Raw genomic sequence first — 21688 nt, forward strand, 5'->3', positions numbered from 1 at the left:
TGATTTTTATTGGGATGTAAGGGTGTCGCTCGCGACGCGACGGCGACGAAGATCACGGGCGGGAACGACCTCCCGGCCTGCCCGCCCCCTGGCTTTCCGACAACAGTGGCTCCTCCCCAAGAACGCCGCGGTTGGCACCAGTGCTAGTCTCGGCATTGGCGCTTCAACACAAGATGTTGTGGTTGTTACCAAGGGAGGAAGTTAACCCTGCCGCTCCGGGAAGTAAAGTCCTGCGAGCGGCATCGGCCGGCGGGAACCCGCACGCCGCCGATCGGTCGAACCAGCGCCGAACTCACCCCCGCCAAGGAGCCCCTCATGTCGCCTCGCCATCCCTCCGTGCCGTCGTGGTTGACCGGCTTGCTGGCCGCGCTGGTGATCGCGTTCGGCACGCTGCCGGGTGCCGGCCGCGCCGCCACCTTGCCGGCGGCGATCGACGGCCAGCCGATGCCGTCGCTGGCGCCGATGCTGACCCGGGTGACGCCGGCGGTGGTGAACATTTCCAGCACCACCCACGTGCCGGTGCGCGATGCGTATTTCGACGACCCGATGGTGCGCCAGTTCTTCGGCCTGCCGCCCACGCCACGCGAGCGCGTGGAGCAGAGTCTGGGTTCGGGCGTGATCGTGGACGCCGCCAGGGGCTACATCCTGACCAACAACCACGTGGTCGCCGGCGCCGACGACATCAGCGTGACGCTGCAGGACGGGCGCAGCTTCAAGGGCAAGCTGATCGGCACCGACCCGGCCACCGACGTGGCGGTGGTGCAGATCCGGGCCAGCGACCTGCACGCGCTGCCGATGGCCGACTCCTCCACCCTGCGCGTGGGCGACTACGTGGTGGCGGTGGGCGAACCGTTCGGCCTGGGCCAGACGGTGACCGCCGGCATCGTCTCGGCGCTGGGGCGCTCGGGCCTGGGCGATTCGAGCTACCAGAACTTCATCCAGACCGACGCCTCGATCAACCCGGGCAACTCCGGCGGCCCGCTGGTGAACCTGCGCGGCGAGCTGGTCGGCATCAACACGATGATCTTCTCGCCCTCGGGCGGCAACGTGGGCATCGGCTTCGCGATCCCCAGCAACCTCACCGCCGAGGTGATGAAGCAGCTGATCGCGCATGGCAAGGTCGAGCGCGGCAGCCTGGGCCTGCAGGCGCAGGCGATCACCCCGCGCATCGCCCAGGCGCTGGGGCTGAAGGAGAGCAAGGGCGTGGTGGTGACCGGCGTCGGCGACGGTTCGGCCGCCGCGCGCGCCGGGCTGCAGCCGGGCGACGTGCTGACCTCGCTCAACGGCAAGCCGCTGCAGAGCGTGCAGCAGCTGCGCAACACCGAAGGCCTGCTGCCGCTGGGCAGCAGCCTGCAACTGGGCATCGTGCGCGACGGCCAGCCGCGCCAGGTCAATGCGACGCTGAGCGCCGAGAAGCTGGCCAGCCTCGACGGCGGCCAGCTCGACCCGCGCCTGGCCGGCGTGCGTTTCAGCGAGCTGAGCCAGAGCCAGCGCGACCAGGGTTGGTACGGCGCCGCCGTCAGCACGGTGCAGCCAGGCAGCCGCGCCGCCCAGGCGGGACTGCGTGCGGGCGACGTGGTGGTCGGCATCGGCAACCAGCGCCTCACCAGCCTGCGCATGCTGCGCGGGCTGGCCGGCGTGCGCCTGCGCCAGTTGGTGCTGGTGGTGGCCGATGCAGACGGCAGCCACTACGTACTGATCAACTGACGACGCGGCAAAGCGACCGCGCGAAAAACCGGACGTGGGTCGCGTGAACGGCGTGTTCGCGCGCACGCTCTGTGACGCATCGTCACGCAAACGCCAGAAATCGCTTGATATTGTGGGTTCAGGCCGATCCAATATCCTGACGGCTTGTCGAACGCGCCGCGCGTCGGCTGCATATCCGCTTTCGATCACGCACCTTCGTCAAGTCGCCAGACGGGTGGGTCGGCCCGATCGGCCAGCTCATCCGCCCATGTCATGAGTTCATCACGCCGGGGTTTCGCATCATCATGTCCGTACGCTTTGCTCGCCTGTTCTGCCTCGCCCTGATCGGCGCCTGTTTCTCCACCGCGGCAACCGCGGCCACCAAGTCCGGCAGCCTGGTCTGGCGCGGCGACGACGCCACCGCCAACGCGGTGATGAACGAAGTGGGCAAGGCATGGACGAAGGCCGGCCACGGCCGCATCGAGCTGCAGCCGTTCAACACCGCCTCGGGCCTCGACGCGGTGAGCAACGGCACCGCCGACCTCGCCGGCAGCGCGCGCCCCTCCGACGGCAGCGCGCAGAACGACCGGCTGACCTTCACCCCGGTGGCCTGGAGCGGCCTGGTGATCATCACCCAGGCGTCCAACCCGATCGGCAGCCTCACGCTGAAGCAGGTGCACGACATCTACTACGGCAAGATCCACAACTGGAGCGAAGTCGGCGGCCGCAACGCGCCGATCGACGTCTACGCGGTGGCCAGCCCCGGCGACGGCGTGGAGTACAGCCTGCGCAGCCTGCTGTTCGGCCGCGGCAACCAGCCGGTCGCCGCGCCGCGGCTGTACGTCAACACGCGCAAGCTGGAAGAAGGCATCGCGCTGAACCCGAACGGCCTGGGCGTGGCCATGCTGGCCGGCATCAGTGACAACCCCAAGCTGAAGGCGATCCCGATCAACGGCCGGACCGCGACCACGGCGAACATCGCCAACGGCAGCTACCCGCTGTTCATCCCGCTGTACCTGGTCACCAACCCGCACAGCGCCAAGGCCGAGCAGGCGCAGGATTTCGTGGACTTCCTCAAGACCGAGCCGGCCAAGGCTGCGCTGCGTCGCCACGGCGTGCTGCCCTACGACGACGGCGCGCGGCTGGCGGCGATGGATGCCGAGCGCCGCAGCACGATCCTGGCCGAAGTCGGCGCGCGCGCGCGGTCGCAGGGCACGCCGATCTCGGCGCCCGGCGCCACCTACGCGTCCCGCGCCGCCATCGCGCCCACGTCGGAGCGCACGGTGCAGGCCCGCAACGCGCTGGAAGCGCGCCGCGAGCGCGCGGCGAACGATGCACGGCTGGAGCGCGTCAGCGGCAGCGTCAGCAACGTCGCCGTGACCGGCGTCGAGCGCGCCAGCGGCTCGGCCACCACGGTGAGCCAGGCCAACGGCAAGAATTTCCGCGGCGTCAGCGCCGACGCCACGCAGACCCATTCGACGTACAAGGTGGTGCGCGGCGACACGCTGTCCTCGATCGCCAAGGCACATTCGGTCGAGGTGGCGCAATTGCGCGCGTGGAACCAGCTCAAGAGCGACCACCTGCAACAGGGCCAGGTGTTGCGCGTCAGCAAGCGATAACCGGGTGAGCCGCGCCGCAGAGGCGGGCGCCGGCATGGTCCAGCGTCCGCTGGCGCTGACGCTGGATCTGGACGACACGCTGTGGCCGGTGCTGCCCGCGCTGGAACGGGCCGACCAGGCCGTCGACGCCTGGCTGCAGCAGCACCATCCGGAGGTGGCGCGTGCGTGGCCGATCACCGCGATGCGCCAGCTGCGCGCCAAAGTGGCCGCCGAGCGGATCGACCTGGCGCACGATTTCACCACCCAGCGCCAGCTGACCCTGCGCCATGTGTTCGAGGCCAGTGGCATCGCCGATGCGCCGGTGGACGCGTTGTGGGAAATCTATTTCGCCGCGCGCAACCAGGTGGAACTGTTCCCCGACTGCCCAAGCGCGCTGGAACGCATCGCCGCACGCTGGCCGCTGGCGAGCCTGACCAACGGCAACGCCGACCTGCGCCGCATCGGCATCGAGCGGCATTTCCGCCATCAGGTCTGCGCCCGCGACCATGGCGTGGGCAAGCCCGACCGCGCCATCTTCCTTGCCGCAGCCGCCCTGCTCGGCGTCGAACCGGGACAGGTGCTGCACGTGGGCGACGACCCCGCGCTGGACGTGGCCGGCGCGCGCGACGCCGGCTTGCGCACGGCGTGGATCAATCGCCAGGGCGAACCGTGGCCACCCGGCATGGGCCCGCCGCCGGATCTCGACCTGCCCGACCTGGCGGCGCTGGCCGACTGGCTCGAAGCCTCGTCCCGCCGCGACTGACGCCGTTGCGATTGTTCTTCGACGCGGGCATGTCCATCATGGGCCATTTCCCCGCAAGGATTTGCCCATGTCCGCCCTGATCGAACGCCGCCCTGGCCAGCGCCATGGCATCCCCGTCGAGACCACCGACGCCGCGCACCTGGCGGTCAGTCGCCGCCGGCTCGATGCGACGCAGCGGCGCTGGCTCGGCGACAGCGGCTTCGACGCGGCACCCGGCACGTTCGCTCTGGTGCCTGACGCAGCCGGCAAGCTGGCGCGCGTGCTGGTCGGCGTGGCGCCGGCCGATCCGCTGGCCGCGCTGGCCGGCCTGCCCTGCCACCTGCCCGAAGCCACCTACGAACTGGCCGCCGAAGGCGTGCTCGCCGACACCGCGCTGGCCACGCTGGGCTGGGCGCTGGGCGCCTACCAGTTCACCCGCTACCGCGCAGCCAAACGCGCCCCGGCGCGGCTGATCGTGGCGGCCGAGGAACTGGCCCGGCTGGCCCCGCTGGTGGAGGCCACCTCGCGCGTGCGCGACCTGGTCAACACGCCCACGCAGGACATGGGTCCGGAGCAACTCGGCGAGGCGATAAAGACCCTGGCCAAGGCACACAAGGCGAAGCTGCGCGACTGGGTCGGCGACGAACTGCTCAAGGCGAACTTCCCCACCATCCACGCCGTGGGCCGCGCCAGCCATCGCGCGCCGCGGCTGGTCGAACTGAGCTGGGGCAAGCCCGACCATCCCAGGCTGGTGATCGTCGGCAAGGGCGTGTGCTTCGACACCGGCGGCCTGAACCTCAAGGGCGGCGAAGGCATGCGCTGGATGAAGAAGGACATGGGCGGCGCCGCGCACGCGATCGCGCTGGCCGGACTGGTGATGCAGGCCAACCTGCCGGTGCGGCTGACCCTGCTGGTGCCGGCGGTGGAGAACGCCGTGGCCGGCAACGCGATGCGCCCGGGCGAGGTGATCACCACCCGCGCCGGCCATACCGTGGAAGTGGACAACACCGACGCCGAAGGCCGGTTGATCCTGTGCGACGCGCTGGCCTACGCCGGCGAACAGCAACCGGCGCTGATCATCGACTTCGCCACCCTCACCGGCGCCGCCCGCGTGGCGCTGGGCCCGGATCTGCCGGCCCTGTTCGCCAACGATGACGCGCTGGCCGACGCGGTGCTGCAGGCCGGTAACGCCGTGGCCGACCCGCTGTGGCGGCTGCCGCTGTGGCGTCCGTACCGGCGCATGCTGGACTCCCACCTGGCGGACTTCGCCAACTCCAGCGCCTCGCGCCACGCCGGCGCGATCACCGCCGCGCTCTATCTCGAACGCTTCGTCCCTGACGGCACGCCGTGGCTGCACCTGGACACCTACGCCTGGAACGACGCCGACCGCCCCGGCCGCCCCCGCGGCGGCGAGGCAATGGGCCTGCGCGCGGTGTTCGCGTTCCTGCAGGAGCGTTACGGACACTGAGAGGCTGAGCGGTTTTCAACCCCTCGGACCAGCCCCGGCGAGGGCATGGCTGTCCGAGTGGAGGCAAGGCAGGAGCAATGGCCCGATGCCCGAGTCGAGGCAACAGGAGCGGTTGTCCGAAGGCTGGACATGAAACAGGCATCTAGGGGACTGTTCCACGTGAGCGAGTCCGGGCCCGTAACGGGCTCGCGACAGCAGGAAACCACGGGAGGCGGTTTCCTTCACAAGCTCCGGGGCGCCCCCGTCGACCTCGACGCCCGATACCCCGTTCCGCCCGGTGCCGTGCGCAGTGGTGCGACGAAGCCTCGGGGGAGTAACCTCTCGAACGTTGGGCGTGGTCCGAAACTGGTTGCGACATTGCCTGAGGGGGGACAAGGGGCACCAGTGGACGCGCTCGACATTACAGGGCCGAGCCATCACCACTGGGGAAAGAAACCACATGAAATACGACTTGAATCACCTGTCACTGGCTGTGCGTCTCGCATTGACCGCCGGGATGCTCTCGGTCGCCGGCGGGCTGCAGGCCCAGACGACGACCACCAATCCGCCCACGACGGATCAGGCCACGCCGGCCTCCAAGGACAAAGCCAAGACGCTGAACGCCGTGGTGGTCACCGGCTCGCTGATCCGCCGCGTGGACGTGGAAACCGCCAGCCCGGTGGTGACCATCGACCGCGAGGCCATCACCAACTCCGGCAAGCCCACCCTGGGCTACGTGCTGCAGGACATGCCGGCGATCTCCGGCAACGCCACCAACCCCTCCAACAACAGCAACGGCGGCGGCGTCGCCAGCCCGCTGCTGGAAGCCGGCGGCGGCGCCTCGCGCGTCTCGCTGCGCGGCCTGGGCATCAACCGCACGCTGGTGCTGGTGGACGGCCAGCGCATGGTCAACTCGGACATCAACATGCTGCCGCCGGACATGATCGACCGCGTCGACGTGCTGGCCGAAGGCGCCTCCACCGTGTACGGCTCCGACGCCATCGGCGGCGTGGTCAACTTCATCCTGCGCAAGGATTTCCAGGGCGTCCAGTTCAGCCTGAACGACGGCATCTCCAGCCACGGCGATTCGCAGCGTCGCGGCTTCAACCTGACCGGCGGCATGTCCGGCGACAACTACAGCATCGTCGGCGGCCTCGACTACAACAAGTACGACGCCACGCTGGCCTCGCAACGCGACTTCTCGCGGCAGCAGCTGTACCTGTCCAGCGGCACCATCATCGCCGCCGGCTCCAGCTCGATCCCGACCGGCCGCATCCAGCTGCCGGCCTCGATCGCCAGCCAGTACGGCTGCGCGATCAACTCGTCCGGCACCGCCAACGTGACCCTTGCCACGGGCGACGGCTCCAGCCTCGGCGACTACCGGTGCCGGCTCGGTTCGGACACCTACAACTATGCCGCGCTCAACTACATGCAGACCGCGCAGAAGCGCACCAACGGCTTCGTGCTGGGCAGCTACGACCTGACGCCCAACCTCAAGGCCTACGTCAACGCGTTCTACAACCGCACCGAATCCAGCGGCCAGGATGCCCCCTCGCCGGTCGGTACCGGTGACGGCCTGATCATCTCCTCCAGCAACCCGATCAACCCGTTCGGCGTCACCTTCAGCCAGAACGCGGTGCCGGGCGACCCGAACAGCGGCTACAACTTCCAGACCCGCCTGACCGGCGCCGGCACCCGCGTGCACAGCTACAAGACCGACAACGCGCAGATCAACACCGGCCTGCGCGGCAACTTCGGCCAGGACAGCAGCTGGATCTGGGACGCGTCGATCAACTACAGCCACAGCAAGCGCGACCAGCGCGACACCAACGAGGTGGACATCCCCGCCCTGCAGGCGGCGGTCGATGCCGGCGCCAACATCTTCAACCAGGCCGACCCGGCGGTGGGCAAGCTGCTGAGCGCCGGCGTGAAGACGCCGATCTATGTCATGACCAACTCGACCAAGCAGGCGCAGTTCGACGCCAGCGGCGACCTGTGGGACCTGCCCGCCGGCGCCATGCAGCTGTCGGTCGGCGCGCTGTACCGCAAGCAGACGATGAAGTACACGGTGAGCCCGTTCGCGGTGCTCGACCCGGTCACCACCCAGTGCCAGATCCTGCAGGAAGCATGCGGCTCGCCCGCCAGCGGCAGCTACAACGTCAAGGAGATCTACGCGGAAACCCTGATCCCGCTGCTCGCCGATGCGCCCGGGGCGCAGTCACTGAACATCGACCTGGGCGTGCGCTCCTCCAACTACAGCACCAGCGGCAGCACCACCAACGGCAAGGTCGCGATCGAATGGAAGCCGGTGGCCGATCTGCTGGTCCGCGGTACCGTCTCGCAGGTGTTCCGGGCGCCGAACCTCAACGAGCTCTACGACGGCCGCACCCTGGTGCAGCCCACCCTGAACGACCCCTGCGTCAACCTCAGCGCGGCCGACCTGGCCCAGCATGCCGCGGCCTGCCAGTACGTGCCGGTCAACTGGGGTGGCAACTCGCCGGCGCAGGTCAACACGTTCTATTCCGGTGCCGCCACCGTGGGCAACTCGCTCAAGCCGGAAAAGGGCAAATCCATCGACCTCGGCCTGGTCTACTCGCCGGAGTGGCTGCCCGGCTTCTCCACCAGCCTCGACTTCTGGCACATCTACCTGTCCGACACGTTGACCGCGATCACCGGCGACCTGGTCGTCAGTTCGTGCTTCAACAACAGTGCCAGCCCGTACTGCGGGCTGATCCATCGCGAGGACACCACCAGCCGCCAGCCGGGCCAGGTGTTCCTGATCAACACGCCGGTGGTCAACCTTGGCACGCTGAATACGTCGGGTGTCGACTTTACCTTGCGCTACAAGGTGCCCCACTTCAACATGGGCAGCGTGGACCCGGGCGACTTCCAGGTGGGCCTCAACAGCAGCTACACCTCCACCTACAGGAACAACGCCACCCCCGGCGAGCCGGGCGCACAGGCCATCGACTACGCCGGCACCTACAGCCAGCAGTTCGGCAACATCTCGCGGCTGCGCGGCACGGTCACGCTGAACTGGAGCAAGGGCAACTGGAACGCCCAGTGGCAGTCGCGCTACATCAACAGCCTGACCGCGCTCAACACGGATGCGGCCATTCCCGGCGTGAACATTCCGATCGCCTCGGTGACCTACCACTCGATCCAGCTCGGCTACGCGGTGCCGTCGATCCACACCCGCTTCGACGTCGGCGTGGACAACATCGCCGACAAGGCACCGCCGCTGATGTATCAGAACGGTTCCAACTACAACGTGGACGTCTCCACCTACGACGTGCTCGGTCGCTACTACTGGGCCCGCGCCACCGTGAAGTTCTGATGTCCTAGCTCCATCGCAGTCGTTGCAAACCCCCAGGAGGGCCGCGGGCAAACCGCGGCCCTCTTGCATAATGGGCGCCGGACACCATCCCACCGAGGCCGCATGCCCCCGCCCCCGCCCGCCGCCGATCCACCCAGCACTCCGGCCAGCACGCTGGCCGCCGCCATGGCCAGCGCGTGGAATGCAGGCGACGCAGGGCGCGTCATCGAACTGGCGGCGCAGGCGGCGGATGCCGCCGGCGACGACGAAGGCGTGCTCGTCCTGCTCGGCGTGGCGCAACAGGCCACCGGCCGGCACGCACGGGCGGCCGCCACGTTCAACCGCCTGTGCCAGTTGCGACCGGCCGTCTCGGCCTACTGGAACAACCTCGGCGTGGCCTCTCGCCTGGCCGGCGACCTCGCCGCGTCCGGACAGGCCTTGCGTCAGGCCCGGCAGCTCGCGCCGGGCGATGCGGAGGTGCACTACAACCTCGGCCTGCTGTACACCCAGCAACGCGATTGGCCGGCGGCACGGCAGGCGTTGCTGGAAGCGGCCAGTCTCGCCCCGTCATTCATCGAGGCCCGCCTGCAGGCGGCCTACGCCTGCTACGTCTGCGGCGACAACGCGGCGCAGGAGGAAATGCTCGACGGCGCCGGCGAGTGGCCGCCGCAACCCGCCGAACAGGCGCTGATACTGGCCGCCATGTTGTCGGTGCAGGGCGCTTCCGAGGCGGCCCTGCGCACGCTCGCGCGCGCGCAGTTGCCGCCGACGGAGGCCGCGGCCGCTCCGCTGCGCCTGCGCATCGCCGCCCAGCGCGTGGTGTTGCACGAGCGCAGCAACCAGGTCGAACGCGCGCAGCAGGACCTGCAGCAACTGCCGCTGGCCGCGATCGACGCCCTGCCGCCGGACGCCGTGCAAGCGCGCGCCGACGGCTGGCGCGCGCACGCCGCGATGGCCTCACGCAACGGCGCGTACGCCGAGGCAGCGGCGCTGTACCGGCGCGTGCTGGCGCTGCCGCTCGACGACGAGAGCCGGGCCAGCGTCGGTTTCGGCCTCGCCATCGCCTGCGACCGGCTGGGCCGCCACGCCGAGGCATGGGACGCGTTGCAGGCGGCGCACGCGGCGCAACTGGAGATCGCCCGCCAGGTCGTGCCGGAGCGACTGGCGGCGGACAGCCAGCCGCTGCCGCTGGCGGACTGCGTGGTCGAACCGCACGACTACGCTCGCTGGACCGAGCTGCGCGCCCCCGGCTCCATGGATAGCCCGGTCTTCGTGGTCGGCTTTCCGCGCTCGGGCACCACCTTGCTGGAACAGATGCTCGACGCCCACCCGGATTTCCGGTCCATGGACGAGCGTGCCTACATCCATGAGCTGATCGAAAGCATGGAACGCGTCGGCCAGCGCTATCCCGCCGATCTCGCCTCACTGAGCCAGGACGATGCCGATGCCCTGCGCCGCAGCTATCGCCGACGGGTCGCGCAGGTGCGCCCCGACCTCGGGCCGCGCCGGCTGGTCGACAAGAACCCGCTCAACATGCAGTGCCTGCCGATGATCATGCGGCTGTTTCCGCAGGCACGGATCATTCTCTGCCTGCGCCATCCCTGCGACGTGTTGCTCAGCTGCAGCATGCAATCGTTCCGCTCGCCGGCGTTCATGGTGCTGTGCTCCTCCCTGGCGCGCCTGGCGCAGGGCTACGCGCGCGCCTTCACCCAATGGCAGCGCGATGTCGAGGTGTTCGCCCCGCAGGTGCTGGAGTGGCGCTACGAATCCGTGGTGGAGCAGTTCGGCGACCAGGCGACACGACTGGCGCAGTTCCTGGACCTGGCCGATGCCGCGCCCCTGCAGCGCTTCGCCGAGCATGCGCGCGAGAAGCACATCAGCACGCCCAGCTACGCGCAGGTCACCCGCGGCGTCTATCGCAAGGCGGTGGGACGCTGGCGCGACTACCGCGAGCATTTCGAACCGGTGTTGCCCGTGCTGCAACCGTGGCTCGAACGCTTCGGCTACGACGGGTAGGAAACGGCCCGCGGGACAAGCGCCTGCGGACCGCAGGCTCCCGCACGCACCACGACAGGCAGTGCCGCCTTGTCGTCGTGCGCAGCGGGATACTCAGTGCGCCGGGCTGCTCGCGGACGGCGCGGGGGTGGTTACGCTGGCCAGTGCGTGCGGCGAGAACTTGCCGCCGTAAGGCAGCACCTCGCTGGCCAGTTTCGGGTCGGCCTTGATCATGCCGATCGCGTCGAACAGGATGTGCGCGGTCTCCTGGAGCTGCGGGTCCTTGGCGTTCTTGGCGTCCTTCTCTTCCTTCAGCTCGCTCTTGATGCTGCGCTCGTTGGGGTTGAGGCCGTCGTCCAGCGTGCTGCCCGCCTCCGGCAGGGCCGCGTCGCTGCCGTCGATGGCGACGTGCCGCGCGCGGAAGGCGGCCTGCATCTGCTCCTGCTGCTTGCGCTCGGCTTCGCGGGTGGCCAGGTTCAGCGAGATCGTGGTCATGTCGCGCATCTTCTTGTACTGCGCCAGCTCGTCCAGCATCAGCTTCCACGCCGGCGATTGCGCCGCACGCTGGTCGTGCTGCTTGAGCAGCTGCGGCAGGTAGGCGGAGAGGTTCGCCACCGGCTGGTAGTCGGCCGGCGGAATCTGCGTCCACGGCAGCGCGTTGTCGTAGGTCGATTCGCCGAAGTCCTTCTCGTCGCCGTTCTTCGGGAACTCGATGTCCGGGGTGACGCCCTTGAGCTGGGTGGAACCGCCGTTGATGCGGAAGAACTCCTGGATCGTCATCTTCAGTTCGCCCAGCTGCGGCTTCTCGCTGTCGCCGGAGGCGAACTTGTCCAGGTCCACCAGGGTCTGCACGGTGCCCTTGCCGAAGGTCGGCTCGCCGATGACCAGGCCGCGGTGATAATCCTGGATCGCCGCGGAGAAGATCTCCGAGGCCGAAGCCGTGCCGCGGTTGACCAGCACCGCCAGCGGACCGCTCCAGGCCATGCCTGCATCGTCGTCGCCCTGCACCTGGACTTCGCCGTGCGAGCCGCGCACCTGCACCACCGGGCCCTTGTCGATGAACAGGCCGGTCATCGAATCCGCCTCGGCCAGCGAGCCGCCGCCGTTGTTGCGCAGGTCCACCACGATGCCCTGCACGCCTTCCTGCTTGAGCTCGGCGATCAGCTTGGCCACGTCGCGGGTGGTGCTGCGGTAATCCTTGTCGCCGGCGCTGCGCGCGCCGAAATCGGAGTAGAACGAGGGCAGGTCGATCACGCCGATCTTGCGGGTGACCGCGCCGTCCTTGATCTCGATGACCTTCTTGCTGGCCGCGGCATCCTCCAGGTTGATCTTGTCGCGCACCAGGGTGATCAGCTCGTGCTTGCCGTCCGGGCCGACATCGGCGGGCAGCACTTCCAGCCGCACCACCGTTCCCTTCTTGCCGCGGATCAGCGCGGTGACGTCGTCGATGCGCCAACCGACCACGTCCACCATTGCGCCCTTGTCGCCCTGGCCCACCGCCACGATGCGGTCGCCCGGCTTGAACTTGTGCGACTTCATCGCCGGGCCGCCGGGGATCAGCTTGACGATCATGGTGTAGTCGTCGCGCGACTGCAGCTGCGCGCCGATGCCCTGCAGCGACAGGCTCATCGCGATGTCGAAGTTGGCCGCCGCCTCCGGGCCGAGGTAGTCGGTGTGCGGGTCGGTGGATTCGGCGTAGGCGTTCATGAAGGTCTGGAACGCGTCGGCGCTGTTGATCTGCCGGATGCGGTCGATGTAGCCGCTGTAGCGCCTGTCCAGCGTCTTGCGGATGTCCGCGTCGTCCTTGCCGGCCAGCTTCAGACGCAGCCAGTCGTTCTTGGTGCGCTTGCGCCAAAGGTCCTGCGCGGCGGCCTCGTCCTTCGGCCAGGCGGCGTCCTTGCGGTCGACCTCGTAGCTCTCGTCGCGGCTGAGGTCGAAGCCGTTCTTCAGCAGCTCGCGGGCGTAGCTCATGCGCTGCACGGCGCGCTGCAGGTACAGGTTGAAGATGGCGAACGGTGCGGAGAGGTCGCTGTTCCAGATCGCGTCGTCGAACTTGCTCTTCAGTGGCGCGAACTTGTCCATGTCGGCCTGGGTGAAGAACACCTTGTCGCCGTCGAGCATCTTGAAATATGCCTTGTAGATGCGCGCGGACATCGCGTCATCCAGCGGCTGGGCGTCGTAGTGGAAGCGGGTCAGGAAGCGCGCGGACAGTTGCGCGGCCTGGGCCTGTTCGGCCGTGGGCTCCAGCGGCCAGGTGGCCGCCTTGCGCGGCTGGGGGCCGGCACCCAGGTCGGCCGCGGACTGCGCAAAGGCGCAGCTGGCGGAGAGAACGAACAGCAGGACCAGCGCGGGGCGAAGTTTCATGGGTGCTCTCAGGCGGATTCGGTGACGCCGGCGGCATGCGCCTGCAGGTCGGCGTGATAGGACGATCGCACCAGCGGGCCGGAGGCGACGTGATGGAAGCCCATGGCTTCGCCGGCTTCGCGCAGCGCGTGGAATTCCTCGGGCGTCCAGTAGCGCAGCACCGGGTGGTGGTGCGGCGTGGGCTGCAGGTACTGGCCGATGGTGATCATCTCCACATCGTGGTCGCGCAGGTCGCGCAGCGTCTGCAGCACCTGCTCGCGGGTCTCGCCCAGGCCGAGCATGATGCCGGACTTGGTCGGCACCTGCGGGTGCTGCGCCTTGAAGCGCTTGAGCAGGTCCAGCGACCACTGGTAATCGGCGCCGGGGCGCACCTCGCGGTACAGATGCGGCACGGTTTCCAGGTTGTGGTTGAACACGTCCGGCGGGAATGCCTTGAGCACCTCCAGCGCCCGTTCCATGCGGCCCTTGCCGCGGAAATCGGGGGTGAGGATCTCGATGCGGATGGCCGGGCTGGCATGGCGCACCGCGCGGATGCAGCTGGCGAAGTGCGCCGCGCCGCCGTCGCGCAGGTCGTCGCGGTCGACCGAGGTGATCACCACGTACTTCAGCCGCATGTCGGCGATGGTCTGCGCCAGGCGCGCCGGCTCCAGTTCATCCGGCGGCTGCGGCCGGCCATGCGCCACGTCGCAGAACGAGCAGCGCCGCGTGCACACCTCGCCGAGAATCATGAAGGTGGCGGTGCCGTGGCTGAAGCATTCGTGGATGTTGGGGCAGGAGGCTTCCTCGCATACGGTCACCAGCGCGTTCTCGCGCAGGCGGGCCTTCAGCTGCTGCACCGCGTTGCCCTGCGGCAGGCGCACGCGGATCCAGTTGGGCTTGCGCAGGGTCGGCACGCTGGTGTCGAAACCGGCGCGGTTCAGCGCGATCTTGTCGCTGCCGAGCTGTTTCTCCACCGTGCCGGTGCCGGCCACGACCTGGATCGGAATGGATTTGGACAAGGGGGCGCTGGTTTCGCTCATGGGAGAGGAGTTCAGACCGCGGCGCGCGCGGGGAGTTCGGGAATCAGGGGGGCAGCGGGCGCGGCGACGAAGCCGAACTGGCGGCAGAACTCGTCGGCCAGCACCGTCTCGACGTCCGCCAGCTGCGACGGACCGCCCAAGTCTACCAGTTGCGTGACCGCCAAACCCTTGTAGCCGCAGGGGTTGATGCGTTCGAACGGCTCCAGGTCCATGGCCACGTTGAAGGCCAGCCCGTGGAAACTGCAGCCGCGACGCACGCGCAGGCCGAGCGCGGCGATCTTGGCCTCGCCCACGTACACGCCGGGGGCGCCTTCGCGGCGCGCCGCCGCCACCTGCCAGTGCGCCAGCGTGTCGATCAGCGCCTGCTCGATCCGCCGCACCAGCTCGCGCACGCCCACGCCGATGCGGCGCAAGTCGATCAGCGGGTAGCCGACGATCTGGCCGGGCCCGTGGTAGGTCACCTGCCCGCCGCGGTCGACCGGGATCACCGGGATGTCGCGCGGCGCCAGCACGTGCTCCATCTTGCCGGCCTGGCCCAGGGTGAACACCGGGTCGTGCTCCAGCAGCCACAGCTCGTCCGGCGTGTCGGCGGTGCGGTTGTCGGTGAACGCGCTCATCGCCTGCCAGGTCGCCGCGTAGGGCTGGCGGCCGAGACGGCGGATGGCCAGGGGCCGGGATTCGGGATGGGGGGTGCGGGATTCGTGGTTCACGACGAGCTTGTGGCCTTGCAATTCTTCTGGTTCAAGAGCCGCCGAACCCATGCGACGCGGAGGCTCGGGACGCGGCTCTTGCGAATCCCCATCCCGAATCCCGGCCTCACAACGTATACCGGACATCCGCATCGGCGCGCAGTGCGTGATGCGCCGCTTCGTACTGCTCGCGGTTGTCGCAGCGGAAGGTGACCGTGACCGAGACGAAATTGCCGGCGCCGGAATGGCGGTGACGCACGGTTTCGTGCAGCACGTGCAGACCGGCGCGTTCGAGCAGTTGCGGCACGTGGCGGGGCAGGTCGGCGCTGGCGCTGCCCACGGCGGTGATCTCGAACTCGCCGGGGAACTGGAAGCCCCGGCCTTGCCGCTTCGCCTTGTCGAAGTCGATCGGTTGCATCACTTGGCGCTCGGCGCCTGCTCGGTGTTGCCGGTGTCCTTGTGGAACCAGAGCAGGATGCTGTCCCACAGGCGCGAGAAGAAGCCACCCTGCGGCGCGTCGGCCAGTGCGACCAGCGGCACCGTCTGCAGCGCCTGGCCATCCAGGCTGATGCGCAGGCTGCCGATCTGCTGGCCCTTCTTGAACGGCGCGATCAGGGTCGAGGGGATGTCCATCACCGCCTTGAGCTTGTCGTACTGGCCGGTCTTGACGGTGACCAGCACGTCGCTGGCCACGCCGATCGGCAAGGTGTCCGCCTCGCCCTTCCACAACCGCGGCGTCGCCAGCGGCTTGCTGGTGTCGTACAGCTTGTGCGTCTCGTAGAAGCGGAAGCCGTAGTTGAGCAGGGCCATCGCCGAATCGGCGCGCGCCTTGTTGGAGCTGGCGCCCATCACCACCGCGATCATGCGCTCGTCGCCATGCTTGGCGGACGCCGCCAGGCAGAAGCCCGCGTCGGCGGTGTGCCCGGTCTTGATGCCGTCCACGGCCGGATCGCGCCAGAGCAGCTCGTTGCGGTTCTGCTGCTTGATGCCGTTCCACTCGTACGACTTGATCGCCGAGATGGCGTAGTCGTCCGGAAAGTTGTGGATCAGCGCGCGCGACAGGATCGCGACGTCGCGCGCGGAGCTGTAGTGGTTCTGCACCGGATAGCCGGAGGCGTTGGAGAAGTGCGAGTTGGCCATGCCCAACTGCTTGGCGTAGGCGTTCATCAGGTTGGCGAAGGCATCCTCCGAACCGGCGGTGTGCTCGGCCAGCGCGATTGCCGCGTCGTTGCCGGACTGCACGATCATGCCCTTGAGCAGGTCCATCAGCGGCACCTGGCTGCCCAGCTTGAGGAAACTGGTGGAGCCGTCGGTGCCGGCACCGCCGCCGCGCCACGCATGCTCGCTGATGGTGATCATGTCGCTGGTGTGGATGCGGCCGTTGGCGAGCTCGGCCGACACCACGTAGTCGGTCATCACCTTGGTCAGCGAGGCCGGCGCGCGACGCGCATCGGGATCTTTCGAGGCAAGTATCTGGCCGGTGGCGTAGTCCATCAGCACCCAGCTGGCGCCATCGACGTCCGGCGGCGGCGGCACCGGTGCGGCCGGCATGGCCGGGCGCGGCACGGGCGACGGATGGGGCGGGGTCTGCGCCATCGCAGCGCCGACCAGCAGGACGGCAACGGCGGCAAACGGCATCAGGGTGCGTCGAAGAAAGTTCATCGTGTTTTCGAGTCCGGTTTTTTCGAGGATCGGCGTTGCGCGCGCCGAAGTGGCAAGGAAGCCTGCGCAAATCCTGCTCAGTCTACCGCGACCTGCGGCGAGGGCAGACCCATGCGTTCGATCCGGCGACTGACTTCGTCGGCGCGATCCACGCTGTCCAGCGGGCCGACCCGCACGCGGCGCAGGCGCTGGCCATGCGCCACGCCGTCGATCACCTGCACCGTGCCGAGGTCGGCCGCACGCAGGCGCCGGGCCAGGCGGTCGGCATTGGACGCGTCGGCGAACGCACCCACCTGCAGGTAGATTCCCGGGTGCCTGCCTGAGACCGTCTCCGGCGGCGGCAGTTCCTGCGCCGGATGCGCCGGGTCGATGCCGCGCACCTCGACCAGGCCGGTGCCCTTGGGCCAGATGCCGATCTTCACTGCCGCGGCATAGGACAGGTCGATCAGCCGGTTGTCGTGGAACGGTCCGCGGTCGTTGACCCGCACGACCACGCTCTTGCCGTTCTCCAGGTTGGTGACGCGCGCGTAGCTGGGCAGCGGCAGCGTGGTGCTGGCCGCGCTGAACGCGTACATGTCGTAGGTTTCGAGGTTGGAGGTCTTGTAGCCGTGGAACTTGTTGCCGTAGAACGAGGCGATGCCGCGCTCGTCGTAGCCGCGCGCCGTGGACAGCACGCGATAGGTCTTGCCGCGCACGCTGTAGGGCGACTTGTTGCCGTAGCGCGAGCGCGGCTCGGCCTTCGGCACCGGCTCGGACAGCTTGCTGACGTCGATCGGCGGCGGCACGCTGTCGCGGCCGTCGCGGTAGCGGCTCGATTGCGGCCGACTGAGGTCGTCGTGGATGCCACCTTCACCCGCGGGCGATGCCGTGCCGGACACGCCGCGATGGCCCGCGCCGGACGACGACGACGGCCGGCTGCGCGGCCCGCTGCACGCGGCAAGCAGCGCGCTGGCCGCGAGCACGGCGGCGACCGCGACGAACCTCACCGCGCCGCGTCCGCCTGCGCCACGCCGGCGGCGATCGCCTGCGCCAGCTGTTCGACGGCCATCGCGTACAACGGGCTGCGGTTGTAGCGGGTGATCACGTAGAAATTCTGGAAGGTGAACCAGTACTCCGGCCCGGCCGGGCCTTCGAGCTGCTGCAGGCTGGCGAGCCGGCCGGGGTCGATCCGCTGCAGCGGCGCGTAGCCCCAGGCCTCGAACTGTTCCAGCGGATGCTTCGGCATGAGCTCGTTGAGGTCGCTCGCGTGCGCCTTGGCATCGGGCTGCGCCCGCGCCGCCACCGGGGCATCGCGCTCCCAGCCGTACCCGTGCAGGTAGTTGGCGACGCTGGCCACGATGTCGTCGGCCGAATCGTGCAGGTCGATGCGACCGTCGTGATCCTCGTCAACCGCGTAGTCGCGGATGCTCGAAGGCATGAACTGGCCCCAGCCCTGCGCGCCGGCATAGGAACCGACCAGCGAGTCCAGCGGACCGGCCAGCTTGCTGGCGGGAAGCTCCAGCAGGGTCTTCAGCTCGTCGCGGAAAAACGGCGCGCGCGGCGGGTAGTAGAAGGCCAGCGTCACCAGCGCATCGAGCACCTTGTAGCGGCCCACGATGCGGCCGTAATTGGTCTCCACGCCGATGATCGCCACCACGTATTGCGGCGCCACGCCGTACTCGGTCGCGATCCGGTCGAGCAGTGCGCGATGCTGCTGGTAGAACGCGATGCCGCCGTCGATGCGGGCATCGGTGAGGAAGATCGGTCGATAGTCCTTCCACGGCTTGGCCTCGGCCGGGCGGCTGATCGCGTCGAGGATCGACTGCTGTTTGGTGGCGCCGTCGAGCAGCGCATTGAGCGCGGCCGGGCTCTGGCCGGTGTCGTGCGCCACCTCCTGCACCAGTTTCGCCTGCCCCGGATGGGCGGCCAGCGCGGCGTCCGTTCCAGCCACCCACGACAGCAGGATCAGCAGGCAACAGCACACACGGGACACGGGATGCACGGACATGCAAGGCCTTCGCAAAGGGAAAATCGGGGTCAGCGAGAGCCTACCATGCAAGCCGCGGCGACTTCGGCCCCACGCATGGCGCGCGCGGGGCGCGATTCAGATGTGGCTCTTGCGATTGGCATGGATCGACATCAGCACGCCGAAACCGGTCAACAGCGACACCGCCGACGTGCCGCCGTAACTGATCATCGGCATCGGCACGCCGACCACCGGCAGCATGCCGGCCACCATGCCGCCGTTGACGAACACGTAGACGAAGAAGCTCATGCCGATCGCGCCGGCGAGCAGGCGCGAATACGTATCGCGCGCCTCCATCGCGATCCACAGGCAGCGGCCGATGATGAACGCGTACAGCGCGATCAGCGCGCACACGCCGACCAGGCCGAACTCCTCGGAGAACACCGCGAAGATGAAATCGGTGGTGTGCTCGGGCAGGAAATCCAGCCGCGACTGCGTGCTGTGCAGCCAGCCTTTGCCGAACACGCCGCCGGAGCCCACCGCGATCTGCGACTGGATGATGTGCCAGCCGTTGCCCAGCGGATCGGATTCGGGATTGAGCAGGGTCAGCACGCGATCGCGCTGGTACTGGTGCAGGAAGTGCCAGCCGATCGGGATCATGCCCACCACCGCGCCCACCAGCAATCCGATGCGCCACCACGCCATGCCGGAGAGGAACAGCGCGAACGCGCCGGCCGTGGCCACCAGCACCGCCGTGCCCAGGTCCGGCTGTTCGGCGATCAAGGCGGCAGGAATGGCGATCAGGATGCCGACCACCGCGATGTCCTTCCAGCCCGGCGGCAGCTGCCGCGGGTGGAGGTACCAGGCCACCATCATCGGCGTGGTGAGCTTGAGCAGTTCGGACGGCTGGAAACGCATCACGCCCAGATCCAGCCAGCGCATCGAACCGCGCCCTTCACCGAGGATCGCCACCACCACCAGCAAGGCGACGCTGACGGCGTAGAGGCCCGGCGTCCAGCTGCGCAGCACCGGGGGCGGAATGCGCGAGACCAGCAGCAGCAAGGCGCCGCCCAGCACGAAACGCGCGGCCTGGCCACCGACCAGGGCCAGACTGCGATCACCCGCGCTGTAGAGCGTGGCCAGGCCGATCAAGGCCAGCACGAACAGGCCGGCCGCCAGCGGCAGGTCGATCCGGCGCCGGGTCATCACCCGGTGCGCGAAGCGGCGCATGCGCGCGCGCAGCACGCCGATCATGGTTGCACCTCGCTGCTGGCGGACACGGGCACGTCCTCGACGACCGAGCCGGCCGGTGCCGGCGCAGCGGATGGGAGCGGTGCGGCATCCGGCAATCGCTCGGCGCCGGGCAGCACGCCCTGGTGGGTGGCCAGCCACGCATCGAGAATCTTGCGCACGATCGGCCCCGCCGCCGAAGCGCCCCAGGCGCCCTGCTCCAGCACCACGGCTACGGCGATCTGCGGGTGGTCGGCCGGCGCGTAGGCGATGAACCAGGCGCGATGGCGGGTGGCCAGATACGCGGTGTTGCGATTGGTGTCGTACGCGTCGCTGGTGCGCGAGTAGCGCTCGGCGGTGCCACTCTTGCCGGCGATCGCGTAAGGGAAGCCGTCGTTCAGGCCCTTGCCGGTGCCTTCGGTGATCACCGCGCGCATGCCCGCGTTGATCACCGCCCAGTCGCCGCGCTGGCGGATCAATGTGGCGCCCGGCGGATTGGGCAGCGGCTGGCGCTGCGCCTCGCCGACCGTGCTGGTGGCCATGCCCAGCCGCGGCAGGTACGGCACGCCACCGCCGGCCAGGGTCGCCACCGCATGCGCCAGTTGCAGCGGGGTAACCGCCCAGTAACCCTGGCCGATGCCGGCGATCACCGTTTCGCCGGGATACCAGGGCTGCTTGCTGTTGGCCGCCTTCCACTGGCGCGAGGGCAGGATGCCGTCGGATTCGCCGATCAGGTCGATGCCGGTCTCGCGGCCGAAGCCGAAGCGACTCATCCACTGGCTCAGCCGGTCGATGCCCATGTCCAGCGCCAGCTTGTAGAAATACGTGTTGGTCGACTTCTCGATCGCGGTGACCATGTCCACCGTGCCGTCGCCGCCGCGCTTGTCGTCGCGGTAGCAGCGCGTCTGCCCCGGCAGGCAGAACTGACCGTTGGAGAACACCGTGTCCGACGGCTTGCGCAGGCCCAGCTCCAGCCCGCCGAGTGCAAGGAACGGTTTCACCGTCGAGCCCGGCGGATAGACGCCCCGCAGCGCGCGGTTGTACAGCGGCTTGTCCGGGTCGGTGGTCAGCGCGCGGTAGTCGGCCTGGCTGATGCCGTTGACGAACAGGTTGGGATCGAACGTGGGCACGCTGACCATCGCCAGCACCTGGCCGTTGCGCGGATCGATCGCCACCGCCGCGCCGGGACGGCCCTCGAATGCCGCCTCGGCCGCCTTCTGGATGCGCGCGTCGATGCTCAGGTAGAGGCTGCGGCCGGGCGTGGGCGCATGGGTTTCCAGCACGTGCTGGGTGCGGCCATCGGCGTTGACCTCCAGCAATTCGTAGCCGGGCTTGCCGTGCAACACGTCCTCGTAGGAACGCTCCACGCCGCTGCGCCCGACATGGCTGGTGCCCTGGTAGCGATCCGCGTCCAGCCGCTGCAGGTCGTCGGCGTCGATGCGCCCGACATAGCCGACCACGTGGGCGAACAACGGGCCGAACGGATAATGCCGGGTCAGGTAGGGCACCACGTCGACGTTGGGAAAGCGCCAGCGATTGACCGCGAAACGATCGATCTCGTCTTCGGTCAGGTGCATCTTCAGCGGCACGCTGTCGAAACGCCGGCTCTGCCGCAACTGCTTGTTGAACGCGTCGATGTCGTCCTGGTCCAGCGGCACCACCTGGCCCAGCCGCGCCAGCAGAGCGGGCATGTCCTTGACCTGCTCGGGCACCACTTCCAGCCGGAACGCCGGCACGTTGTCGGCCAGCACCACGCCGTTGCGGTCGTAGATCAGGCCGCGCGCCGGCGGGATCGCGCGCGGCTTGACCCGGTTGTTGGTCGAGCGGGTGGCGAACTCGTCGTGTCGCGCGACCTGCAGCACCACGTAACGCCCGACCAGCCCGCCCAGCCCCAGCAGGATCAGCACGAAACCCACCAGCGCGCGTCGACGGAACAGCGCGGTCTCGTCACGGACGTTCTTGAGCGCGCGGCGACTCTTCATCTCACCGGCTCAT

General features: G+C 68.8%; 15 protein-coding genes. 6 read left to right on the top strand and 9 right to left on the bottom strand.

The window, feature by feature from the left end; all coding sequences use genetic code 11:
- The first annotated feature begins 315 nt into the window (after positions 1–315).
- The 6 genes from ACVCMB_RS09625 to ACVCMB_RS09650 all read left to right on the top strand — a co-directional run bounded on the left by ACVCMB_RS09625 (position 316) and on the right by ACVCMB_RS09650 (position 10805).
- A complete protein-coding gene (locus tag ACVCMB_RS09625; RefSeq protein ID WP_395120236.1) occupies positions 316–1707 on the top strand; it encodes a Do family serine endopeptidase in 1392 nt (463 codons plus the stop codon).
- A gap of 284 nt (positions 1708–1991) precedes the next feature.
- Positions 1992–3305: a substrate-binding domain-containing protein gene (locus ACVCMB_RS09630; RefSeq protein WP_395120237.1), complete on the top strand. Its 1314-nt coding sequence runs from the start codon at positions 1992–1994 to the stop codon at positions 3303–3305.
- A 34-nt stretch (positions 3306–3339) separates the two neighbouring features.
- Positions 3340–4047, top strand: a complete 708-nt coding sequence (locus tag ACVCMB_RS09635; RefSeq protein ID WP_395121252.1) for an HAD family hydrolase — start codon at positions 3340–3342, stop codon at positions 4045–4047.
- A gap of 67 nt (positions 4048–4114) precedes the next feature.
- Positions 4115–5494, top strand: coding sequence for a leucyl aminopeptidase family protein (locus tag ACVCMB_RS09640; RefSeq protein WP_447106798.1), 1380 nt, complete (start codon positions 4115–4117; stop codon positions 5492–5494).
- Positions 5495–5933: 439 nt separating this feature from the next.
- A complete protein-coding gene (locus ACVCMB_RS09645) occupies positions 5934–8810 on the top strand; it encodes a TonB-dependent receptor plug domain-containing protein (protein WP_395120239.1) in 2877 nt (958 codons plus the stop codon).
- A 102-nt stretch (positions 8811–8912) separates the two neighbouring features.
- The gene (locus tag ACVCMB_RS09650) at positions 8913–10805 is read left to right on the top strand and encodes a sulfotransferase (protein WP_447106799.1); all 1893 of its coding nucleotides are present in this window, start codon (positions 8913–8915) and stop codon (positions 10803–10805) included.
- Between the two features lie 93 nt (positions 10806–10898).
- On the opposite strand, the gene ACVCMB_RS09655 is transcribed toward ACVCMB_RS09650, so the two are convergent.
- From ACVCMB_RS09655 to mrdA, 9 genes are all read right to left on the bottom strand, one after another.
- Entirely contained in the window at positions 10899–13148 is a 2250-nt protein-coding gene (locus ACVCMB_RS09655; RefSeq protein ID WP_447106800.1) for a carboxy terminal-processing peptidase, read from the bottom strand.
- A gap of 8 nt (positions 13149–13156) precedes the next feature.
- Positions 13157–14167: a lipoyl synthase gene (gene lipA, locus ACVCMB_RS09660; protein ID WP_395120242.1), complete on the bottom strand. Its 1011-nt coding sequence runs from the start codon at positions 14165–14167 to the stop codon at positions 13157–13159.
- Positions 14168–14178: 11 nt separating this feature from the next.
- Positions 14179–14877, bottom strand: a complete 699-nt coding sequence (gene lipB / locus ACVCMB_RS09665; protein ID WP_447106801.1) for a lipoyl(octanoyl) transferase LipB — start codon at positions 14875–14877, stop codon at positions 14179–14181.
- 106 nt (positions 14878–14983) lie between these two features.
- Positions 14984–15274: a YbeD family protein gene (locus ACVCMB_RS09670; protein ID WP_395120244.1), complete on the bottom strand. Its 291-nt coding sequence runs from the start codon at positions 15272–15274 to the stop codon at positions 14984–14986.
- On the bottom strand, positions 15274–16518 hold the full coding sequence (locus ACVCMB_RS09675; RefSeq protein WP_395120245.1) for a D-alanyl-D-alanine carboxypeptidase family protein: 1245 nt from the start codon (positions 16516–16518) through the stop codon (positions 15274–15276). The genes ACVCMB_RS09670 and ACVCMB_RS09675 overlap by 1 nt, the downstream gene beginning before the upstream one ends.
- A gap of 77 nt (positions 16519–16595) precedes the next feature.
- Positions 16596–17504, bottom strand: coding sequence for a septal ring lytic transglycosylase RlpA family protein (locus ACVCMB_RS09680; protein WP_447098023.1), 909 nt, complete (start codon positions 17502–17504; stop codon positions 16596–16598).
- The gene (gene mltB / locus ACVCMB_RS09685; protein WP_447106802.1) at positions 17501–18505 is read right to left on the bottom strand and encodes a lytic murein transglycosylase B; all 1005 of its coding nucleotides are present in this window, start codon (positions 18503–18505) and stop codon (positions 17501–17503) included. The genes ACVCMB_RS09680 and mltB overlap by 4 nt, the downstream gene beginning before the upstream one ends.
- Positions 18506–18601: 96 nt before the next feature.
- Positions 18602–19717, bottom strand: coding sequence for a rod shape-determining protein RodA (gene rodA / locus ACVCMB_RS09690; protein ID WP_395120248.1), 1116 nt, complete (start codon positions 19715–19717; stop codon positions 18602–18604).
- Positions 19714–21675 carry a penicillin-binding protein 2 gene (mrdA, locus tag ACVCMB_RS09695; protein WP_395120249.1) on the bottom strand — a complete coding sequence of 654 codons (1962 nt, stop codon included), beginning with the start codon at positions 21673–21675 and terminating at the stop codon, positions 19714–19716. The genes rodA and mrdA overlap by 4 nt, the downstream gene beginning before the upstream one ends.
- Between the last annotated feature and the right edge of the window lie 13 nt (positions 21676–21688).

This window comes from Rhodanobacter sp. UC4443_H10 (genome assembly GCF_052978325.1).

What these genes read in the sequence shown, in the direction of transcription:
- ACVCMB_RS09625 (WP_395120236.1), top strand. Translation starts at nt 316, where the DNA reads ATGTCGCCTCGCCATCCCTCCGTGCCGTCGTGGTTGACCGGCTTGCTG.
- ACVCMB_RS09630 (WP_395120237.1), top strand. Translation starts at nt 1,992, where the DNA reads ATGTCCGTACGCTTTGCTCGCCTGTTCTGCCTCGCCCTGATCGGCGCC.
- ACVCMB_RS09635 (WP_395121252.1), top strand. Translation starts at nt 3,340, where the DNA reads ATGGTCCAGCGTCCGCTGGCGCTGACGCTGGATCTGGACGACACGCTG.
- ACVCMB_RS09640 (WP_447106798.1), top strand. Translation starts at nt 4,115, where the DNA reads ATGTCCGCCCTGATCGAACGCCGCCCTGGCCAGCGCCATGGCATCCCC.
- ACVCMB_RS09645 (WP_395120239.1), top strand. Translation starts at nt 5,934, where the DNA reads ATGAAATACGACTTGAATCACCTGTCACTGGCTGTGCGTCTCGCATTG.
- ACVCMB_RS09650 (WP_447106799.1), top strand. Translation starts at nt 8,913, where the DNA reads ATGCCCCCGCCCCCGCCCGCCGCCGATCCACCCAGCACTCCGGCCAGC.
- ACVCMB_RS09655 (WP_447106800.1), bottom strand. Translation starts at nt 13,148, where the DNA reads ATGAAACTTCGCCCCGCGCTGGTCCTGCTGTTCGTTCTCTCCGCCAGC.
- lipA (WP_395120242.1), bottom strand. Translation starts at nt 14,167, where the DNA reads ATGAGCGAAACCAGCGCCCCCTTGTCCAAATCCATTCCGATCCAGGTC.
- ACVCMB_RS09670 (WP_395120244.1), bottom strand. Translation starts at nt 15,274, where the DNA reads ATGCAACCGATCGACTTCGACAAGGCGAAGCGGCAAGGCCGGGGCTTC.
- ACVCMB_RS09675 (WP_395120245.1), bottom strand. Translation starts at nt 16,518, where the DNA reads ATGAACTTTCTTCGACGCACCCTGATGCCGTTTGCCGCCGTTGCCGTC.
- mltB (WP_447106802.1), bottom strand. Translation starts at nt 18,505, where the DNA reads ATGTCCGTGCATCCCGTGTCCCGTGTGTGCTGTTGCCTGCTGATCCTG.
- rodA (WP_395120248.1), bottom strand. Translation starts at nt 19,717, where the DNA reads ATGATCGGCGTGCTGCGCGCGCGCATGCGCCGCTTCGCGCACCGGGTG.
- mrdA (WP_395120249.1), bottom strand. Translation starts at nt 21,675, where the DNA reads ATGAAGAGTCGCCGCGCGCTCAAGAACGTCCGTGACGAGACCGCGCTG.